The sequence below is a fragment of the Hahella sp. HNIBRBA332 genome (assembly GCF_030719035.1).
Taxonomy (GTDB): Bacteria; Pseudomonadota; Gammaproteobacteria; order Pseudomonadales; family Oleiphilaceae; genus Hahella.
The window spans coordinates 5,432,442-5,452,795 of record NZ_CP132203.1; the positions used below are offsets into that span (position 1 = coordinate 5,432,442).

Below are 20,354 nucleotides of genomic sequence, written 5' to 3' on the forward strand. Positions count from 1 at the left end.
TAAGGTTTAGCGCAAGGATTTCAAGAGAGTTCATGACAATATCATCCACCACCCCGGCGGACGCCGTCTCTCCGGCGCCTTCTTCTCCGGAGCTGATCGCCGCCATCGATATGGGCTCGAACAGTTTCCATATGGTCGTCGCCCAGCTGGTTCACAATGAAATCCGGCCGCTGGAGAAACTAGGCGAAAAGGTCCAGCTCGCAGCCGGTCTGGACGCACGCAATTTTCTCGACGAAGCTTCCCAGCATCGGGCGTTAGCCTGTCTGGAGCGTTTCGCGCAGCGCATCAGCGGCATGCCCCGCGGCGCAGTACAGATTGTAGGCACCAATGCATTACGGGTAGCGAAAAACGCCCGCGCCTTCATACGCAGAGCGGAGAAACTCATCGGCCACCCCATCTCAGTGATAAGCGGACGGGAAGAAGCGCGACTTATTTACCTCGGCGTCGCCCACTCTCTTTCCGACGACGCCGACAACCGGCTGGTCATCGATATCGGCGGCGGCAGTACAGAATTCATCATCGGCCAGCGCTTTGAAACCAAAGAACTGGAAAGTTTGCACATGGGGTGCGTGTCCTACCGGGACCGCTTTTTCGGCGACGGTAAAATCACTCAACTGCAATTCGCCCGCGCCTTTGTAGAGGCCTCCCGTGAGCTGCTCAACATACGCAATCGCTACCGCAGCGTCGGCTGGCACCATTGCGTTGGCTCCTCGGGATCCATCAAAGCCATCGAACAAGTGCTCACGCACAACCAGTGGGGAATGCACAAAATCACCCCGGAAGGCTTGGTTAAACTCAAAGACGAAGTCGTGCGGCTGGGTAAAATCAGCCAGCTTACCAAGCTTGGCGTACGCAAAGACCGACTATCGATTTTCCCGGCGGGTCTGGCGATATTGATGGCGGCGTTCGATGTGCTGCAAATCGAAGAAATGGAGTTCTGCGACGGGGCCCTGCGCGAGGGCTTGCTGTACGACATGATCGGCCGCATCCACCATGAGGACGTGCGCGAGCGCACCATCAACAGCCTGCAGGAGCGTTATCATATCGACCGGGAGCATGCCGCCGCCGTCGAGGGAACCGCCGTAGCGCTTTGGAAACAGCTCGCGGAGCAGTGGAAATTGCCGAACGAGGAGCTGACCGAGCTACTGCGTTGGGCCTCACGCCTGCATGAAGTCGGCCTGGCGATCTCTCATACTCAATTCCACAAACACGGCGCCTATTTGATTCGCTATTCCGATTTGGCGGGATTTACACGACAGACGCAGCAGTCGCTAGCGATGCTGATTCGCGTTCACCGCCGGAAAATCCTGGATACCGTTTTCGACGAATACGCGCTGGAAGATGCTGATCCATTGAAGCAATTAGCCGTGGCGTTGCGACTTGCGGTGGTTCTGCAACACTCGCGTAACTGCGAAGTGCTGGACTCCGTTAAAGTGAAAGCGACCAAAAGGTCGTTAACGCTGATATTTCCAAAAGACTGGCTGCAATCCCGTCCGCTGACCTGCGCTGATCTGGAAGCGGAAAAAGGTCTGCTCACCAAGTTCGGACTTGATATGGAGTTCAAGGAAGAGGACAGCTGAGCCCCCGGCTCTTCAGCCGGCGAGTACTCAGGGTTTAACAGAAACGCTTGCTGATGGATTAAGAAGCAGGAAATAGAGAGTAGAAAAGAGGGGAGCCGAATGGCCGCCCCTCTTATTTAATGCATTACAGCGGCGTTGAAGTGCCGTCCTGATGCCAAGTAAACAAACCGAACTCGAAGCCTTCGAGGTCACCTTTGTCATCCCAGGTCAGAGGCCCCATGGATGTATTGATGGTGTTCTCGCGCAGGTAATCAGCAACTTTCTCAGTATCGCCGTCGCCCACTTTGTTCATCGCTTCAACCAATGACTGCACGGCCGCCACGCTGGTCCACACGAAGGGCCCAGTAGGATCCTGTCCTTTGGACTTCATCAGCGCCACGACATCCGCGTTACTCTCGTTCAGGTCGTATCTGGCGGGCAAGGTCACAATCAAGCCTTCGGAAGCAGGACCTGCGATTGAGGAAATCTCTTTGTTGCCGACCGCTTCCGGTCCCATGAACTGAGGCTTGAAGCCCGCGTCGTTGCTTTGCCTCAGAATCAGGCCCAGCTCTGGGTGATAACCACCGTAGTAAACCAGATCCACGTTCTCTTTTTTCAGCTTCGCTATCAAAGAGGAGAAGTCTTTATCGCCAGCGGTGACGCCTTCAAACGCGACGACATTGACGCCCATGCTTTCCAGCGTGCTTTTTACAGAGCTGGCGATGCCCTCGCCATACTGTTGTTTGTCGTGAATCACCGCCACGCGCTTGGGCTTGAGATGTTCAGCGATATATTTACCGGCGGTAGGCCCTTGTGCAGAGTCCAAACCGATGGTGCGGAATATGTAGCGGAAACCGCGTTCGGTAATTGAGGGGTTGGTGGAGCAGGTCACCGCCAGAATGCCTTCGTCTTCATAAACGTCGGTGGCGGGCTGGGTGGAACCGGAGCACAAGTGTCCAACCACATACCGCACGCCATCGTTGACGACTTTGTTGGCGACCGCCACAGCCTGCTTGGGTTCGCAAGCGTCGTCATATTCAACTGCTTCCAGCATTTTGCCCTTGACGCCTCCTGCTTTGTTGATCAGGTCAATGGCGGCGTGCACGCCGTTAAACTGCATTTCGCCATATTGGGCGACTGACCCGGATTGGGGTCCTGCGATACCGATTTTGATGGTTTCAGCGGCTTGAAGAGCGGAGGAGAGACACAGGCCGACTGCCAGCCCGGTCAGGGTGCGTTTCCACAGTTTCATGGGAATACTCCTTGCGAATATATTGTGATTATCGTGGTTGCAAGGACTCTAACTAAACTCCGTAGCGGCGAAGCGGTCTATAGGCATATATACGCATAGAGAGATAGGCCGATCAGAGCAGTCCTTCCAACTCCTCATTTAGCTCCAGCCAGTTTTCTTCCGCCTCAGTCAGACTTTGGCGGTTCACCCGCTGGGATTCCAGAAGCGCTTTCAGTTGTTCCTTGTTTTGGTCCTCGTAAAGGTCTCCTTCTCCTAGTTGCGCTTCGATTTCCTGCAGTTTGCCCTGCAACTTTTCTATCTCAGCTTCCAGTGTAGCTATTTTTTTTCGCAGCGGGCTTAAACGCTGCCTTTTTTCCGCTTCTTCCCGCTTACGGCGCTTGCGATCCTCGGCGCTTTCCTGCGCTTCCTCCTCGGCGGAAGCATCGCTTTTCACCGCTTCCGGTTGATTCGCCCGCAGACGGCTTAACAATTCTTTTTCGTAGTCTTCCAGGGAGCCGTTATAGGGCTCCATGCGGCCGCCATGCACCCAGACGAACTGATCCGCCATCGCCCGCAACAGGTGTCTATCGTGAGACACGACAATGACCGCGCCAGGATATTCCTGCAGCGCCATGTTCAGAGCGTGACGCATATCCAGGTCCAGGTGGTTGGTGGGTTCGTCGAGCAATAACAGGTTGGGCTTGTTCCAGGCGATCAACGCCAACGCCAGACGCGCCCGCTCGCCGCCGGAAAAGTTTTTGATGTCTCCAGCGGCTTGTTCACCCGGAAAGCCAAATCCTCCCAGGAAATTGCGAATTTCCTGCTCCGACGCCTGCGGCCTGGCTTTTTGTAAATGCTGCATCGGCGTTGCTTCAGGGTCCAGGGCTTCCAACTGGTGCTGAGCAAAGTATCCAACCCGCAAGTGCTCGCCCCCTACCCGTCGACCGGAGATCAACGGCAATTGCCCCGCCAGCGTTTTGATCAGGGTCGATTTACCTTCGCCGTTAGCGCCGAGCACGCCCAATCTGGCCCCGGGCAACAGAGTCAGATTTACGTGCTGCAAAACGGGCTCGGCGCCATACCCCAAGCCTCCGTCATCCACCACCAGCAACGGGCTGGAAATCTTATCGCTGCACGGTAGAGAAAAGCTGAACGGCGAATCCACGTGCGCCGCTGCGATCAGCTCCATACGCTCCAATTCTTTCAATCGACTCTGCGCTTGCTTCGCCTTGGTTGCTTTAGCGCCAAAGCGCCGCACAAAAGACTGGATCTCGGCGATACGGGCCTGCTGCTTCACATACAGCGCTTGCTGTTGCGCCAGCCGCATTGCTCGCGCTTCTTCGAACTGACTATAGCCTCCAGCGTAAAGCATCAATGAGCGCTGATCATAGTGCAACACGTGGGTCGCCAGATGATCAATGAAGTCACGGTCGTGGGAAATAAACAGCAGCGTACCCTGATAACGCAGCAGCCAGTTCTCCAGCCAGACCAGAGCATCCAAGTCCAAGTGGTTGGTGGGCTCGTCCAGCAACAACAATTCGGATGGACACATCAGCGCCTGCGCCAGGTTGAGTCGAATTCGCCAGCCGCCGGAAAACTCTCCAACCGTACGCGCATGCCAGTGCGTGGGGAAGCCCAGACCTTCCAGCAGACGACGTGCGCGTACTTCGGCGCTATATCCGTCGATCAGGTCAAGCTCATGGTGCAACCGCGCGGTGGCGACGCCGTCGTCCGCCTGCTCCGCCAGCGCCAGCTCGGCCTGTAATTGACGCAACCGCTTATCGCCGTCGAGAACAAAGTCCAGCGCGGAGCAATTCAGCGCGGGCGTCTCCTGAGCCATGTGGGAGATACGGGTTCCGCCTGGAAAGGAAATGTCCCCCGAGTCAGAGCCGATTTCACCCAAAATAAGGCTGAACAAAGTGGATTTACCACAACCGTTAGGGCCGACAATAGCGACGCGGCTGCGCGCCGTAACGGTGACAGTGGCGTTTTCCAGCAGATACTGGCCGGAACGTTGGATCGATAGCTGATTTAGACTTAACATGGCGGCGGATTTTAGCACGCTTGCCATCGATTCATTAAAGAGTTTTCTATGAGCGAAAACGCCTCTGACAGACCGCGGTCCGGAGCTTCCGAAAAGCCGGCTCAAGGCGACCCGCCTCCTCTGGACAACCCACTTTGGGATTATGCTCTGGCGCGCTATGCAAACCCGCAAACTCAGAAAATCTGTCTGCAATGGCAAAACCAGTTTGACGCCGACGTGAACCTGCTGCTCGCCTGCGGCTGGCTCGCCTTGCGTCAACGTCGCTTTAACCCCGCCAGCGATTTCAGCGCCATTGATTCCTGGCGCACAAAAATTGTTCTACCGCTGCGAACCGCACGCAACGCGCTGAATAAACAAAACTGCCGCCAAAACGCGCTCAGGCAGCGCATTCTCCAGTTGGAACTGGCGGCTGAACGCTACGAAATATCGCTTATATATGCTTTACTATCAGGTACGGGGAAAGAGGATTTATCAGCGCCGCAGGAAGCGGTGGAAACGGTTGCTCTTTGCCGTCGCAATCTGCTTGATTACTTCTCCCGTCTCAATGACGCGCAGGAAGTGAATCAGGCGCAATTGAATTTAGTGGCCGCCAGTCTGGTTATGGAGATGTAAACCTTTGAAGTGGATTTTTCGATTTCTGACATTGGCCTCGCTTGGGGTCGCTCTCGCCCTGCCCTTTTTTATTAAAGATAAGACAGGTTCGCCCATGTGGCGACTGCCCTTACCGGAAGGAACCGAAACGCCAACGCTGATGACCATGGACAAAAAGCTGCCAGAGCAGGAAGTGGTGCGTCAGGTATACAAATGGCGCGACGCTGAAGGCGTGCTGCAATACAGCGACGCCCCACCCCCCGAAGGCGTCAACGTGGACGTCATAACTGTAAGCAACAAAACCAACGTTATTCAGTCCGTCCCCACGGAGAAGAAGGAAGAGCGCCAAGTCGCCACCGGTTCTCCTCGCGACGCGCTGCCTCCCGATACTCGCAAGACTCTGGAGGAAGCGGAAAACAAAGATACCCTCAGTTTCGAGCGCGCGCTGAACATCATGGATGAAGCCAAGGCGGTGCGCGACCTCATGAATGAACGCAACAAACAGTTGCAGCAAGTCAACGGCGGTTAGAACTGTGAACCAGGCCCGGGATCCGGCTGGATCCCGGCGTTGACATCCCCTAGCGCGGTGCGCCAAAAAGCTGTACCTTAAAGCGCTTTATACTGCCAATCCATCTAATTTTTTTGAGGAATAATTATGAAAAAAGCGTTAGCCAGCATGAGCGGTCTGCTATGCGCTGTGGCGTTATCTTTGCCTGTCGCAGTCCATGCGGAAACGGAAAAGCTCACTAACGACGCGCAAAAAACCGGCTACAGCTTTGGTCAAATGTTCGGTCGTCGTCTGGCGGACTCCATGCCTGAGCTGGATATCGAAAGCTTCACCAAAGGCGTTGCCGACGCATACGCAGGCAAGCCTTCTCTGATGACCGACGAGGAGATCTCCGCGCAGGTTCAGCAATATCAGCAGGCCATGCAGAAAAAGCAAATGGAGCAGTTCGAGAAGCTGGCTGAGGAAAACGCCAAGAAAGGCGATACCTTCCTGGCCGACAACGCCAAGAAAGAAGGCATCGTCACCACTGACAGCGGTCTGCAGTACAAAGTGTTGAAGGCTGGTGAAGGCGACAGCCCCAAAGCGCAAGACACCGTTGAAGTTCATTACACCGGCAGCCTGATCAATGGCGAAGTATTCGACAGCTCCGTACAACGCGGCGAGCCTGTATCCTTCCCGGTTAACGGCGTTATTCCTGGCTGGACTGAAGCGCTGCAGTTAATGAAGCCCGGCGCCAAGTGGCAGCTTTTCATCCCCGCCAAGCTGGCTTACGGTCCTGGCGGCAACGGTCGCATCGGCCCGAACGAAACACTGTTGTTCGAAGTTGAGCTGCTGTCAGTCAAAGCTGAAAAATCCGACGGCTAATCCGCCGCTATTGTTTGCCCGCAACAATGCTATGCTTTATAGCATTGTTCAGGCAGACCGTCAGAGGGGCCAAACGCCCGCATCAGCCGCCGGAACTTGCATTCCGTTCGGCTGAGACTAACGCATTGACGACTGCGAACAGGACTTTCGCTGCAGGATTCGCTCCTGTGTTTTGAAGGAATAAAAACCGAGCATAAGCTGAACGCTTAAGCATTCAATGTGAGTTATCTTGAACACCTTTCACCGCCTGTTTACGTTGTTGCTTTCGGGAATCCTGGCATGGATCTCATCGCCCATCTCCGCCAACGTTGATGTTCACGATCTGCTCGCGGAAAATAAAGAAGTCGTCATCGGCTACATCGAATTCCCGCCTGTTTTCTTCACCAATGAGGAGGGGAAACCGGAAGGTTACCTGATCGATCTCGCGCGCATGCTCATGGAAAAAAGACACTATTCCTGGCGCGCCGTCTCCCGCCCTACCCGACGCATGGCCATTGAATTAGCGGACGGTAAGATTGATCTTTGGATCGGGCTCTCCACCTTGCCGGAATTCACCGGAACCACTCTGGTCGGCGATTCCATCGTCGCCCGGATCGAGCTCAACGCCTATTGGCAAGGCGATAAGAAGACCATCAACCACATTGAAGACTTGGTAGGAGAAAGCGTGGTCCTGCTACACGGATTCAGTTACGGCGGCGCCATCCGTTTTCTCCGCGACCCGGTCAACCGGATCCGTGATTGCTCCGCATTCAACCATGCTCAAGCCATTGGCATGCTCAAAGTGAAACGTTGCGATTATCTACTAAACTATGATGGACCTATGCGGCTGGAGTTGAAGAAACAGCCGGTCCAGGACCTGCGTCGCAAACGTTTGTCCTCTCTGGACGCGCGTTTCGTGGTGAGCAAGAAGCGTGATCACGCAGCCAAGTTGCTCAATGATCTGGAAAGTGCGCTGAATGAGCTGGTCGCAGAGGGAAAATGGTTTCTGCCGCCGCCGTGATGTGATTTGCACATCGGGCAGTCAGGGCGGAAACCGACTGTATCGCTCAGTCAGAAAGGGAGCTCGTCATGCTGCTGAGTTATCGCTCTTCGCTTGGTCATACTGAAACCGCCCCAACCACCGCCACGCCTTTCGTTCTCGCCACCCATCCTGAATTTACCTTCAATTCGCCGGTCGGTCTGGCGGTGGATCGCCACCGACGCGTATGGATCGCGGACACCGGAAACAATCGTCTGGTGATCATGAATCCTTACCTCAGCGAGGTGCTGGCGGTATTCGGAGGGCCGGGCAGGACACCCGGCCGTTTCAACATGCCCTTCCGCCTCTGCCCACATCCCACGAAAGCGCTCATGTATGTGTCGGACCTCGCCAATCGTCGTATCCAGGTCATCGCATATCGCAAGGATCTGCAGCTGGATGTGGTCAATGTATTTGGAGACAAGCAGAAAGAGCCCTTAGTGGGGCCGAACGGGCTGACTTTTATTAACGGCCATCTCTGTGTAGCCGATGAATTTTACGCCAATAGCGAGGGCGACAGCCGTATCGCCATTTTCACTGAAAGCGGCGAGTTCAGCCACGATATCCAACATATCGACTGCGGCGGAGAGCAACTGACCCTGCTTTGGCCGCAAGGCCTCAGCACCGATAACGAAGGCCGCCTGTACATCGCCAATACTGGCCACGCCAACGTACTGCGTTGCGACCTGCAGGGTAAAGGCGTCCCCTTCGCCGCCACAGGACGCAGCGAGTTGACCGGACTTGGCGTCGCCCGGGATGTGACGGTGGCCCACAACCGCCTGTATATTCCCGGCAGCGGCGAATACCAGATTGGCGTCTTTGACCGCGAGGGGCGGCCCTTGGACTCCATGCATGGCTTTTTCGCTCCCATTCAAGTCACCGCCGTCCCGGGCAAAGCCAACCGACTGCTGGTGTCCGACCCTATTCTGGCGACGGTCTATCTGCTCGACCCCAAGGACCTGATTCCCGGTCTGGATACCCCCACCTTCATCGCCCAGGCCGGTAACCCGCGTAGCAATCCCGGTCAGTTTTACTACGTAACCTCCGTGGCGATGGTAGACAAGCCCCGGATAACGTCGCCTCAGATTGACGCCTCGTCTCCGTTCTGGCCGGCGCAGATGTCCGCACAATGGTGGTTCCATTACTGGGACGCCTGTCAGATGTGGTGGCGCTCCGCGCTCAATGTGCGGGAAGACCCGGATGTGGGCGTTTGGATGATGAACGCAGTGCCGCGCACGGTGCTGCATTCCGACCTCAATGAACAAGTGGAAATTCCCGAGCAGATCAGTTACGCCATGTTCGCCGGCATGCTGGGCGTAGATATTTACCAGCCTTCACAACCCCTGCCCGGGCAAATCGACGCCGACGCTCCCCTGCTGCTGCTGGGCAACTACCTGAGTGGTTTCATCTCTGTCCTGCAATATAACCCTTTCATCAACGACCTGACGCTGTATACCTTTTTTGGCGGTCCCGGCGACGATCCCTGGGAGTTATCGAAGCCAATGGGTATGGCGGTATCGCCGCAGGGAGACATTTATATCGCGGATTCCGGCAATCATCGGATTTCGCAATGGCGCATCGACCGCCACGGCATTGTCGGTCATGTTCGCACTTTCGGCCGCTTTGGCGCCGGACCAGGAGAGTTTCATTCCCCCAGCGACGTGACGCTGGATGAACAAGGGCGCGTCTATGTCAGCGATCAGTTCAACAACCGCATTCAGATTTTCGAGGCGGACGGGACCTACATCGGCGCTTTTGGCCAGGCGGGATATGGCGATACCGGCGATCATTTCCTGCTGCCCACCGGCGTGCATTACGTCAACGGCCACTTGGTGGTGAATGATCTGGTCAACCGCGCCCTCAAGGTGTTTACCCCGGACGGGAAATTTATCTGCAGCTATGCGGGTCTGGGAGCCGAACCGGGCACTGGACAGTTATGGATGCCTTTTCTTCTCCATGGCGCCGGCAACTTTATCGCCGTGCCCGATTGCGCGCTGAATGTGGTGCACCTGTATGAATTGGACGCCCGCAAACCCGCGCCAGCCCTCAATGGCGAGCGCCAGGTGCGACTGCGGCGCGCGCCGGCGCCGCATTTACATGAAATGCACCCTGAAACCAAGGCGACCGCAGAAGAGATCAAGGAGCACCTGTTGGTGCTGGCCAGTCAGTCGGATCAGCAAAATCAGCCGGAGTTGCGGGAGATGCATCTGGACCGCTTGCAGGAGGCCCACGCTCGCCTGCGCGCAAAGCATCCTCCGCCAACGATGTTCCTTTGATGCTGTGAAATAACGAACTTTCGCGCAGGCTCTATACTTAAGTTTATGCAAATAAACTTGGTCGCCTGCACTCGGCGTCAATTCGCACACGGATCAAAGACTTAACCTAGTCACACCGTTAACGAACAGCGCCAGGGGCAGCCGCCGCAATAAGGCCATGCGAAGGGGTTACATATGATACGGGTCGGCATCAACGGTTTCGGTCGCATCGGACGCAATGTATTACGCGCCATCTATGAATCCGGATATCGGGACATGATCCAGGTGGTGGCGATCAACGATCTGGCGGACCGGGAGACCTGCACTCATCTGCTGCGCTACGACTCCGTTCATGGCAAGTTCAGTCAGGAAGTCCGGCTCAGTGGCGAACTATTGCGAGTCGCCGGCGACGACATCGCCATGTTGCAGCATAGCGACCCACTGGAGTTGCCCTGGGCGGTGGCCAATGTGGACCTGGTGCTGGAATGCACCGGCAGATTCACCAAACGGGAAAAGGCTGAAGCTCATATCATGGCCGGCGCATCGAAAGTGCTGATCTCAGCCCCAGCCGAGGACGCCGACGCCACAGTGGTGTACGGCGTCAACGAGCATGTTCTTGAAGCCCGTCACACCATCGTCTCCAACGCCTCCTGCACCACCAACTGCCTGGCCCCGGTAGCGATGGTGCTGCATGAAAACCTGGGGATCGAACAAGGCGTGCTGACTACCATTCACAGCTACACCAACGACCAGCATCTGCTGGATCTGGCGCATAAAAAAGATCTGTTCCGCGCCAGAGCCGCCGGCCTGTCCATGATCCCCACCCGCACCGGAGCCGCACGCGCCATTGGCAAGGTGCTGCCTGGGCTGGAGGGGCGTTTGACCGGTATGGCGGTGCGGGTGCCCACCGCCAATGTGTCCCTGCTGGATTTGTCTTTAAAAGTAGCGCGCCATGTCAGCGCCGAGGAGATCAACGCCATGATGCTGGCGGCCAGCCGGGAGACGCCGGTGCTCGAGTACAACGATAAGCCGCTGGTGTCCATCGACTTCACTCATTCCACCGCCTCCGCCATCTTCGACGCCAACCATACCCAGTCTCACGAAGGCATGGTGAAGGTGCTCGCCTGGTATGACAACGAATGGGGGTTTTCTCATCGTATGCTGGACACCGCGCTAACCATGATGAGCGCCTGATTTAAACGAAGGCGCGAGCGTGACAGAGATCAGACGTCTTCGCGGAAATACTGCGCGGGGTGGAATGCATGCATCCATTCGGTGAAAGCGTCTCGGGGGATGGGTTTGCAAAAGTAAAATCCCTGCGCCTGCTCGCAACCCATCGCGGCCAGACGATGCAACGAGGCCGCGTCCTCCACGCCCTCCGCCACCACCTGCATGCCGAAAATATGCGCCAGACGAATCATCAGACCCACCATATCGCCGTCCGCAGGATGATCCAGCATGCGAAAGACGAACGCCTTATCGATCTTTAATTGATTAGCGGGCAGATCTTTAAAATATTCCAGCGAAGAGTAGCCGGTGCCGAAATCGTCAATCGCTACGGATACGCCCGTCACCCTCAGCGCCTCCAGGTTATCGATGCTGCGATTGCGCTCCCACAGCAACACAGTTTCCGTTAACTCCAGCACCAGGTTTTCCGGCTCGGCGTCCCATATGCCCAGCGCTCCCAGCACCAGATTGCTCAGTTCAGGATTGGAGACAAACTCCGGCGAGATATTCACCGCCAGGGCAAAGTCGGGATAGCGGTCCAGCCAGTCGCGTCCCAGGCGCAAGGCGGTATTGAGCACCCACTTCTGCAGTTCATAGGAAAGACCGGCGTTTTCGATATAGGGAATGAACAGTTCCGGCGACACATATCCTCGGGTCGGGCTGCGCCATCTCAATAGCGCCTCAGCGCCTGCGACGGTTTGCGAGGGAATGTGAATTTTAGGTTGGAAGTACAGTTCCAGAGAGTTCTGCTCAATCGCCTGGATCACTTCCCTTTCAATATTCCAGTCTCCCAGCCGACGGTTTTCCGGCATGTCGCTGTAGTCCATATAGCGCACGCGCAAATATTTAGCTCCTGAGAGAGCCTGCTCTGCACAGGTCAACAAGGTCTCAGGTTTAGAGGTATGCGCGGGGTAACTGGCGCCGCCACAGGTGAGATGCACGCTGAGTCGGTGGCTATCGATATCCAGGGGTTGCTCCAGCACTTTCAGCATCTGCTGCGCCGCCAGCTGCAATATCGCCGCGCTGACCGCCTGCACCGTGATAGCGAAGCGTCCGTCGCCCACGCAAAAGACGGGACCTTTTCCTTCTCTGAGTTTATGCAGGCGCTCGCCGACGGCCTGAAACAGGTGATCGCCGACCGCGTCGCCATATATTTCGTTGGTCCTCAGCAAACGCCGCAGATCGAAGACAATGACTCCCAGCGCACGTCCTTCCGGCAACACTGTCGCAGCACGCCGCAGTTCCTGTAGAAATTCACTGCGCTGCGGCGTCGTCGTGTTGGGCGCGTCGCTCATAATGACTCCATCTAGATATAGAGCGTTTCAGGATCAATGTCGTACGAGCCCGGCTCCAGACTGCGTTCGATATGCAGCGGCTGACCTGCGCTGGACTCCAGGCAATCCAGCAAATCAAGCTCTTTGGGAACGTCGTACAGGTTTTTCTCGCTGTCCAGCAACATCAGCAAACGGGGTCGCAGGCGTCTGGAGCGGTATTCTCCGATAACGATGCCCACTTGTCCGTCGGTCAACTCGACCAAAGTGCCGGCGGGGTAGATGCCCACCGCCTGGATAAACTCTTCTACAAGTTCCGCCTGAAATTCCACGTTGCGCCATTCATACAGTTTGCGCACCGCCTCAGAGGGCGGCAGGGGATGAGCGTATGGGCGTTGGCTGGTGATGGCGTCATAGCAATCCGCCAGAGAAGCGATGCGGGCGTAGATGGGAATCGCATTCGCCGCCATGCCCCGTGGATAACCGGAGCCATTGTGGCGCTCATGGTGGTTCTCCACCATGGCCAATATCGTGCGGCTGACGCCCTCGATGTTCTTCACTGTCTCCAGTCCGCGCGCCACATGGCTTTTCATCAGCTCAAACTCATGATCCTCAAGACGGCGCGCCTGCATCAACAGTTCCGACGGCAATTGCAGCTTGCCGACATCCAGCAACAGTCCGCCGACCGCCAGTTCCTCCAGGTCTTTCTGCGACAGGCCCAATTGCCGCCCCATAATGACGCACCAGACGGAAACGCTCATGGAGTGTTTATAAGCGTAGGAGTCCTGATTCTTCATTCGGGCCATCAAGGCGCAGGCATCCGGGTTGCGGATAACGCTTTCCACCATGGGCGCAACCAGGGCCTGAAATTTCTTGAGCTGAAAGGACGCGCCGCGGCTCATTTCATCCATCAGATAAGCGACGTTGGCGCTGAAATCTTTGTACAACGCTTTAGCCACCGGCATCTCTTCTTCCAACGGCGCGACGTCCACATAATTGTGCAGCTTGACGCCAGGCAACAGTTTTCGACGACGATGCAGGGAGTCTTTGATGTTGACTGACAGAGGCGACACGCCGCCCTTGGGTCTACGGCCTTTCACCGTATCGATATAGACGTAATCGCAAAACTGTTGCAGGAGTTCGATATCACGCCGGGTGCGCAGCAGAAAGCCCTGTAACGGAAATGGCGTGTCCAGCCAGGGACGATCCAACTGGCTGACGAACATACCCACCTCAAGCTTGCCGCAGGGAAGTTCGATCGTCTTTATTTCGTGTTTCATGCGTACCCGATTCAGTTAAGCGCAGATGGAGATTATCGCCGTTTCCATCAACGCTGGTTCGGTTCGTGCGCCATGGGCGCCTTGCCGGCGGGATGTTTCGTGAGTTTCAGCTATGCGTTTACTGTTAACGATTCATATAAGCTTTTCGTCGCGCGCGCCGCAGGCGCCTTTTCCGTATGGCTGATTCATTAATCCGTTTCTTATAGCTTAATTTATATATGGATTACATGCAGAAATTTGTAGCCGATTGTGTGTATTCCTCTCAGCAGATGGCCCACGCCGGGGTTTCCCATCCTGTTGCGCCGGCCCGTCCGGAAGCGTAAAAGAAAAAAGGGAGCAGGTATTCTTGCGTTCAACGCACCAAAATAAGGCGCCTTGGCGCTTACGCCCAATCGGCGCCCGCTTTTTGGGCGCATTCGACACAGTAACCGGGAGTTTCTGCATCGTCAGGCCATGCCAGATCAGATCGAACAGGGAACGAAAGGGAGAAACATCCCTGTCGCGGGGAAGCTGGTATCGGATTTGCAGAAACACCATCACAACGACATCAACCGGACGATAGTCCCAGTGGGAACGATATGAGCCAGTTAATCATTTACACCGACCTGGACGGAACCTTGCTCGATCACCACACCTACGCTGCGGATTCAGCATTACCCACGTTGGCCAAGTTAAAGCAATGGCGCATTCCCTGCGTCTGGAACACCAGTAAAACTTACGCCGAACTACGCGCATTGCGCCAAAGGCTGCATCACCAGGACCCATTCATTGTTGAGAATGGCGCCGCGGTGTATCTGCCGAAATCCCAGTTTCAGGAGCCATTCTGCGGCGCGCGGGTCAGCGAAGAGTTTTACGCCAAGAGCTTCGGTCCCAGTCGGCAACATATTCTGGACGTGCTGCAGGAGTTTAAAGGCGCCTACGGCTTCAAAAGTTTTTACGAAATGGACGCCGAAGCAGTGGCGTCGCTCACCGGTTTGTCCAAGGCCGACGCGGCCCTGGCCAAGCAGCGCGAATTCACGGAGCCGCTGGTTTGGGAGGACAGTCCAGCGGCGTTAAAACAATTCACCGCCGAACTTAATGACACAGGTTTGCAAATTTTACGCGGCGGCCGCTTCTTGCATGTGATGGGGCAATTCAACAAGGCCACCGCCATGCAATGGCTGACGGAGCTTTACGCCGAACGTTGCGGCGAGACGCCGGTCAGCATGGCCCTGGGCGATAGCCATAATGACATCGCCATGCTCAACGCCGCGGATATTGCGGTGGTAGTGCGTTCTCCCTCACATCTGCCGCCTTCCCTGGAGCGCAAGGAGCGCATCCTGACCAGGAAGTTCGGCCCGGAGGGCTGGGCCGAAGCCGTAGAACAGGTGCTTGCGTCGCAACAGTCGCTGAACGCGCCATCCATGCGTACGTAACCTGCGCCGGAATGCTGCGGCGTTCCGGCTTCATTCAGGGGACGCACGCCGACAATAAAGAGGATCAAGCATGGGCGATTTTTATCAAAACGGCATAGTAACCACCCTGCATAACCTGTCCCGTCGTCCCCTGGAGGATATCGAACGGGAGTTGGTCGCCTTTTCTCAACGCAGACCTTTGGCGCTGGTGCTTCCCTGCCTGTATTCAGAGCTGCAGGGCGAAGCCATGCCGCGCATCCTGGAGCACTTATGCAAAGTGCCTTATCTGGAGGAAATCATCATTGGTCTGGACCGGGCGGATGAAGGGCAATACCGGGAAGCTCTGCAATTCTTCTCCGCATTGCCGCAACGCCATCGGGTGCTGTGGAACGACGGCCCCCGACTGCGCGCCATCGACGCGGAACTGAAGCAGGAATCGCTGTCGCCGCGGGAACCGGGCAAGGGTCGCAACGTCTGGTTCTGTCTTGGCTATGTGCTGGCCTCCGGGGCCTGCGAATCCGTCGCGCTGCATGACTGCGACATTGTCACTTATGACCGCGAGCTACTGGCGCGCCTGATTTACCCCGTGGCCAATCCCAACTTCAACTATGAATTCTGCAAAGGCTATTACGCCCGCGTCGCCAACGGCAAAATCAACGGTCGCGTAAGCCGCCTGCTGGTGACGCCGCTGTTGCGGGCGCTGAAGAAAGTGCTCGGCCATCTGGATTTCCTCGACTATCTGGACAGTTACCGCTATCCCCTGGCCGGCGAGTTCTCGTTTCGCAAAGACGTGATCAACGATATTCGCATCCCCAGCGACTGGGGTCTGGAAATCGGCGTCCTGAGCGAAATGAAGCGCAACTACTCCACCAACCGCCTGTGTCAGGTAGATATCGCCGACGTGTACGACCACAAGCACCAGGACCTGTCCGCCGACAACGACGACACCGGGCTGTCGAAAATGTCCATCGACATCACCAAAGCCCTGTTCCGCAAACTGGCCACCCAGGGCATCGTCTTCAATCAGGAAACTTTCCGCACGATCAAGGCCTGCTACTTCCGCATTGCGCTGGATTTTGTGGAGACCTACCGCAACGACGCGGAAATCAATGGACTGGCCCTCGACGTGCATCATGAAGAGCAGGCCGTAGAGCTGTTCGCCAAGAATATCATGAAGGCTGGCGAGTACTTCCTGGAACACCCGATGGAAGCGCCGTTCATCCCGTCCTGGAACCGGGTCATCAGCGCTTTCCCCAGCGTGCTGACGCGCCTTTATGACGCCGTTGACGCCGACATGCGGGAGTTCGCCGATCATTAGTCTGTTGCGACTGCGGCAACGTCGCAGCTGGCCCCGATGTTTATCAGGAGAAACAGCGACGACGTCCGCACTGCGCGGTCAAAGCGCTATGCTGTAGGTGACGTCTTGGGATAAACCGCTTTTCCAACCAGGAGAACTGCAGAATTATGGAGCACGCCTCGCTCACTCAATTGGAGCAGCGCCTGATGGAGCACATCAAAACGCTGTATCCGGACGTCAACGCGCTTAATTTCGTCAAAGAATGCCTGGCCACATTCGGACTGGAGCCCAACGCGCCGCCTCCGCAACCTCACCGTAACCCCTGGTCCCAGGAAGACGCCGTACTGATCACTTACGGCGATACTTTACGCAGCGATAACGAGCCGCCATTACACAGCCTGCATGAATTTTTACGCAGTCAGCTGCGGCATTGCATCAGCATCGTACATATTCTGCCGTTTTTTCCTTATAGCTCCGACGACGGTTTCAGCGTCATGGATTACACCACCGTGAATCCCGCCCTCGGCGACTGGGAGGATATCGCCGCCTTCACCCGGGAGTTCAAAGTGATGGGGGATCTGGTCATCAACCATTGCTCCAGCCGCTCCCTCTGGTTCGAAAACTACAAGGCGGGACAGACGCCCGGCGTTGATTACTTTGTGGAGGCCTCTCCCGATACGGATTTAACCCAGGTGGTGCGGCCGCGCACCTCGCCGTTGCTGCGGGAAGTCGCCACGGCTGGCGGCGTCCGCCATGTCTGGTGCACCTTCAGTCATGATCAGATCGACCTGAATTTCCGCAATCCGCAGGTGCTACTGGAGTTTTTGCGCATATTGCGTCTGTATCTGGACAAAGGCGTGCGCTGGTTCCGGCTGGATGCAGTGGCGTTTCTCTGGAAAGTACCCGGGACCTCCTGCATCAACCTGCCCGAAACCCATGAGATGATCCGCCTGTTGCGCCTGCTGATCGAGCATCGCGCCCATGACGCGGTCATCATTACCGAGACCAATATTCCCAACCACGAAAACCTGACCTATTTCGGCAACGCCAACGAAGCCCATCTGATCTACAACTTCTCCTTGCCGCCATTGTTGATCAACAGTCTGGTCACCGGCAGTTGCGAATACCTGAAGAAGTGGCTGATGAGCATGCCGCCGGCGCAACAGGGAACCACTTACCTGAACTTCATCGCCTCCCATGACGGCGTGGGATTGCGCCCCACCGAGGGCTTGCTGAGCGAGTGGGAGCTGGATGCGCTGGTGTCCACCATGCAGAAGTTCGGCGGCAAGGCCAGCGCACGCACCGGTCCCGATGGCCAGCCTAAGTTCTATGAAATCAATATCAGTCTGTGGAACGCGCTCAGCGGCACCGTGCAACATGGCCCCGACCACTTCGGCTTCGCCCGTTTTCTCTGCGCCCACGCTATTATGTTGGCGCTGGAAGGCGTCCCCGCGTTTTACATTCACAGTCTGGTCGGAACGGAAAATGATTATGAGCGGGTGGAGCACACTGGTCAGTTCCGCTCCATCAATCGCCACATCTGGCGTCAGCAGGACCTGGAGCAGGCGCTGCAAGGGGAGGGGCATCATCCAAAAGTGTTCGCCGCCATGCAGAAACTGATCGCCATCCGTAAACGCCAAAAGGCCTTCCATCCCAACGCCACGCAATACACCCTGCACACCGGGGATGCGCTTTTCTCATTCTGGCGCCAAAGCCAGGATCGCATGCAAAGCATTTTCGCCATCCATAACGTTTCGGATCAGCCGCAGTCCATTAATCTGGCGGAGCTGAATCTGATCTCCACCGACCAATGGTTCGATTTGATTTCCGAGCAGGCGTTCGAGGACCGGGTGGGACAGATTATCCTGCGCCCCTACCAGTACATCTGGCTAACCAATGTGAGGCTGTAGGGGGAGAACAAAGCAGTATGCCGGTTTGCGGCGCGATAGGGTAAAATCGGGAGCGCATTAACCATTTACTTCGAGCAGCGCCCTCACCGTGTCAGACGCTACCGCCACAGATCAACTTGAGCAGGATATTGAGCAAACGCTCCTGCGCCACTTTACGGAAGCCCATGCCCGCGTTCCCCGGGTATACGCGGAGCATATGTCCTCCACCAAAGCCATTCTGCGGCGCCACTGGACCCATCGTCGCGATATCCCAGCGGACCTGATGAGTCTGCCGCGGGGACTGGTTCGCGTCGCCGGCAAGCTGATACGCCGCAATAAAGCGACGGCGCAGACGGAGTTGTCCGGCAAGGAACAGGCGATGCTGCGCATCATCACGGAAGAGCTGCTGCAACTGCCCGCTCTGCAAAACCAGATTCAACGCTTGATGGAGCGCCATATTCCGGAACTGCAGGAGTGCGGCGAGCTGATGCGTCAGCCGCATATGCAGGGTCATCAGCAGGAGATCCAGTCGTTTTTGAGTCAGCGTATGCAGTCGCTGAGCGGTCCACGGGAAGGCGGACGCGATCTACTGGTGTTCCTGTTGGTCGGCGCGCTGGGCAAAAGCCTCGGCGGACAAGCCACTTTCGGTAGCGCCATCGCCACTGGCAGCGCCATGGCGAGCAGCCTGTATCTGGCGCAGCAGTCCTGGTGGGGGGCGCTCTGGGTGCAATGGGCCGGCGCCCCCGCCTGGGTGACCTGGAGCGGAGCCGCCGCCGGCGTAGTCGCCGCCATCGCCATCGCGCCCCTGTTGGCGCCGGTATCGGAAATCGCAGTGAACCGACTACGCGGAGAACGCTATCTGCATCGTCTGGTGGATCAGGTGCAGGAGAATGCGCTGGCCAGCAAAGCCGACGCCCTGGACGCCGCCGGCTTGTTGGCCAGCTATGCGCAATTGGCGCCGGACCTGCTGGCGCTGTTGCGCAGCATCAGACCCTAAGGGTCCAAAGTCCGTTCGCTATTGCTCGGTGACCAGAAAAATATCCTTGTAAGCGGCGTAGATCGAGCCAATCAGCGTCGGCCCCAACACCAGCATTCCCAGACCTAACGGAATCACCGCCGGGATCATGAGTATGAAAGAAATGATTCCGTACAGCAGGAACGGAATGATATTCACCAGACAGCCTTTAAAACTCGTAGTAAACGCGTCCCAGGGGCCCAGGTCGTGAAATACGATCAACGCCGGCGCGAACCAGGCGCCCATCATCAGCGGTATAAATAATCCCAGATAAATCAGAACCGCCAGCAGGAACTTGGTATCCGGCGCGCCGCCGAACTGCGCCGCATCCATGGAGTCCGCCACCGAAGAAAAAAACAATGCGCCGCAGATGATCATAATCACTGCGCTGAATCCCAAAATGATAAGCCCGAACAGAATCAACGGCGTCGATTTTTCCTGTACGGCGACGAACATATCGGCAAACTCAATGCGCCCCGAGGTCGCCCCCCTGCGACTGGCGATCATAAAGCCCGCCATCAACAGAGGCGCCAGAATATTCACCAGAACGATGGAGATCAAAGGCAAAATCCCCACTACAAGCATGATCAGAACATACACGATCATCATCCCAATCCAGGGCCCCGGGCCTGCGCGAAAGATCGCGAAGCCCTCTGCAATCCAGCTCCAGCCGCTGCCAGCGGGCATGCTTTGCGGCGGACCCAATGTGACGGGCGAATTGGATTCATCCATCACTTCTGATGACGGCGGTTGATAGGGATTAGGGTCGGACACGGGACAGGCTCCTATATATTAATCAGGCAGACAAATAGCTTCCTTCTAATTGTCTGCAACGACAGGGCCTGCACATGTCAGGCCCTGCCTCCCGCGGCTAGCCGCCGCGCAGGCGCATCCTTGCGCCCCTTTATTAA

The 20,354-nt window shown here is 56.5% G+C and carries 16 protein-coding genes; 11 read left to right on the forward strand and 5 right to left on the reverse strand.

The window, feature by feature from the left end:
* Positions 1 to 32: 32 nt before the first annotated feature.
* On the forward strand, positions 33 to 1,580 hold the full coding sequence (ppx, locus tag O5O45_RS24040) for an exopolyphosphatase (RefSeq protein ID WP_305901851.1): 1,548 nt from the start codon (positions 33 to 35) through the stop codon (positions 1,578 to 1,580).
* 124 nt (positions 1,581 to 1,704) lie between these two features.
* Here ppx and O5O45_RS24045 read toward each other — a convergent pair whose 3' ends face one another.
* A complete protein-coding gene (locus tag O5O45_RS24045) occupies positions 1,705 to 2,811 on the reverse strand; it encodes a branched-chain amino acid ABC transporter substrate-binding protein (protein WP_305901852.1) in 1,107 nt (368 codons plus the stop codon).
* A gap of 112 nt (positions 2,812 to 2,923) precedes the next feature.
* Positions 2,924 to 4,834 carry an ABC-F family ATP-binding cassette domain-containing protein gene (locus tag O5O45_RS24050; RefSeq protein WP_305901853.1) on the reverse strand — a complete coding sequence of 637 codons (1,911 nt, stop codon included), beginning with the start codon at positions 4,832 to 4,834 and terminating at the stop codon, positions 2,924 to 2,926.
* A 48-nt stretch (positions 4,835 to 4,882) separates the two neighbouring features.
* Here O5O45_RS24050 and O5O45_RS24055 point away from each other — a divergent pair, with 48 nt between their 5' ends.
* From O5O45_RS24055 to gap, 6 genes are all read left to right on the forward strand, one after another.
* On the forward strand, positions 4,883 to 5,446 hold the full coding sequence (locus O5O45_RS24055) for a TIGR02444 family protein (protein WP_305901854.1): 564 nt from the start codon (positions 4,883 to 4,885) through the stop codon (positions 5,444 to 5,446).
* A gap of 4 nt (positions 5,447 to 5,450) precedes the next feature.
* Entirely contained in the window at positions 5,451 to 5,954 is a 504-nt protein-coding gene (locus O5O45_RS24060) for a DUF4124 domain-containing protein (protein ID WP_305901855.1), read from the forward strand.
* Between the two features lie 126 nt (positions 5,955 to 6,080).
* The gene (locus O5O45_RS24065; protein WP_305901856.1) at positions 6,081 to 6,797 is read left to right on the forward strand and encodes an FKBP-type peptidyl-prolyl cis-trans isomerase; all 717 of its coding nucleotides are present in this window, start codon (positions 6,081 to 6,083) and stop codon (positions 6,795 to 6,797) included.
* Between the two features lie 229 nt (positions 6,798 to 7,026).
* Positions 7,027 to 7,797 carry a substrate-binding periplasmic protein gene (locus O5O45_RS24070; RefSeq protein WP_305901857.1) on the forward strand — a complete coding sequence of 257 codons (771 nt, stop codon included), beginning with the start codon at positions 7,027 to 7,029 and terminating at the stop codon, positions 7,795 to 7,797.
* A 68-nt stretch (positions 7,798 to 7,865) separates the two neighbouring features.
* On the forward strand, positions 7,866 to 10,091 hold the full coding sequence (locus O5O45_RS24075; protein WP_305901858.1) for an NHL repeat-containing protein: 2,226 nt from the start codon (positions 7,866 to 7,868) through the stop codon (positions 10,089 to 10,091).
* Positions 10,092 to 10,265: 174 nt separating this feature from the next.
* Complete coding sequence (gap, locus tag O5O45_RS24080; protein WP_305901859.1) at positions 10,266 to 11,264, forward strand: type I glyceraldehyde-3-phosphate dehydrogenase; 999 nt, start codon at positions 10,266 to 10,268, stop codon at positions 11,262 to 11,264.
* Positions 11,265 to 11,293: 29 nt separating this feature from the next.
* Here gap and O5O45_RS24085 read toward each other — a convergent pair whose 3' ends face one another.
* Together O5O45_RS24085 and O5O45_RS24090 are read right to left on the reverse strand one after the other, a co-directional pair.
* On the reverse strand, positions 11,294 to 12,592 hold the full coding sequence (locus O5O45_RS24085) for a putative bifunctional diguanylate cyclase/phosphodiesterase (RefSeq protein WP_305901860.1): 1,299 nt from the start codon (positions 12,590 to 12,592) through the stop codon (positions 11,294 to 11,296).
* A gap of 11 nt (positions 12,593 to 12,603) precedes the next feature.
* Positions 12,604 to 13,848 carry an HD-GYP domain-containing protein gene (locus tag O5O45_RS24090; RefSeq protein ID WP_305901861.1) on the reverse strand — a complete coding sequence of 415 codons (1,245 nt, stop codon included), beginning with the start codon at positions 13,846 to 13,848 and terminating at the stop codon, positions 12,604 to 12,606.
* 578 nt (positions 13,849 to 14,426) lie between these two features.
* Here O5O45_RS24090 and O5O45_RS24095 point away from each other — a divergent pair.
* The 4 genes from O5O45_RS24095 to O5O45_RS24110 all read left to right on the forward strand — a co-directional run bounded on the left by O5O45_RS24095 (position 14,427) and on the right by O5O45_RS24110 (position 19,425).
* The gene (locus O5O45_RS24095) at positions 14,427 to 15,263 is read left to right on the forward strand and encodes an HAD-IIB family hydrolase (protein ID WP_305901862.1); all 837 of its coding nucleotides are present in this window, start codon (positions 14,427 to 14,429) and stop codon (positions 15,261 to 15,263) included.
* A 70-nt stretch (positions 15,264 to 15,333) separates the two neighbouring features.
* Positions 15,334 to 16,560: a glycosyltransferase family protein gene (locus O5O45_RS24100; protein ID WP_305901863.1), complete on the forward strand. Its 1,227-nt coding sequence runs from the start codon at positions 15,334 to 15,336 to the stop codon at positions 16,558 to 16,560.
* A 146-nt stretch (positions 16,561 to 16,706) separates the two neighbouring features.
* Positions 16,707 to 18,449, forward strand: coding sequence for a sugar phosphorylase (locus O5O45_RS24105; protein ID WP_305901864.1), 1,743 nt, complete (start codon positions 16,707 to 16,709; stop codon positions 18,447 to 18,449).
* 88 nt (positions 18,450 to 18,537) lie between these two features.
* The gene (locus O5O45_RS24110; RefSeq protein ID WP_305901865.1) at positions 18,538 to 19,425 is read left to right on the forward strand and encodes a hypothetical protein; all 888 of its coding nucleotides are present in this window, start codon (positions 18,538 to 18,540) and stop codon (positions 19,423 to 19,425) included.
* A gap of 18 nt (positions 19,426 to 19,443) precedes the next feature.
* On the opposite strand, the gene O5O45_RS24115 is transcribed toward O5O45_RS24110, so the two are convergent.
* Positions 19,444 to 20,217, reverse strand: coding sequence for a BPSS1780 family membrane protein (locus O5O45_RS24115; RefSeq protein ID WP_305901866.1), 774 nt, complete (start codon positions 20,215 to 20,217; stop codon positions 19,444 to 19,446).
* Positions 20,218 to 20,354: the final 137 nt, after the last annotated feature.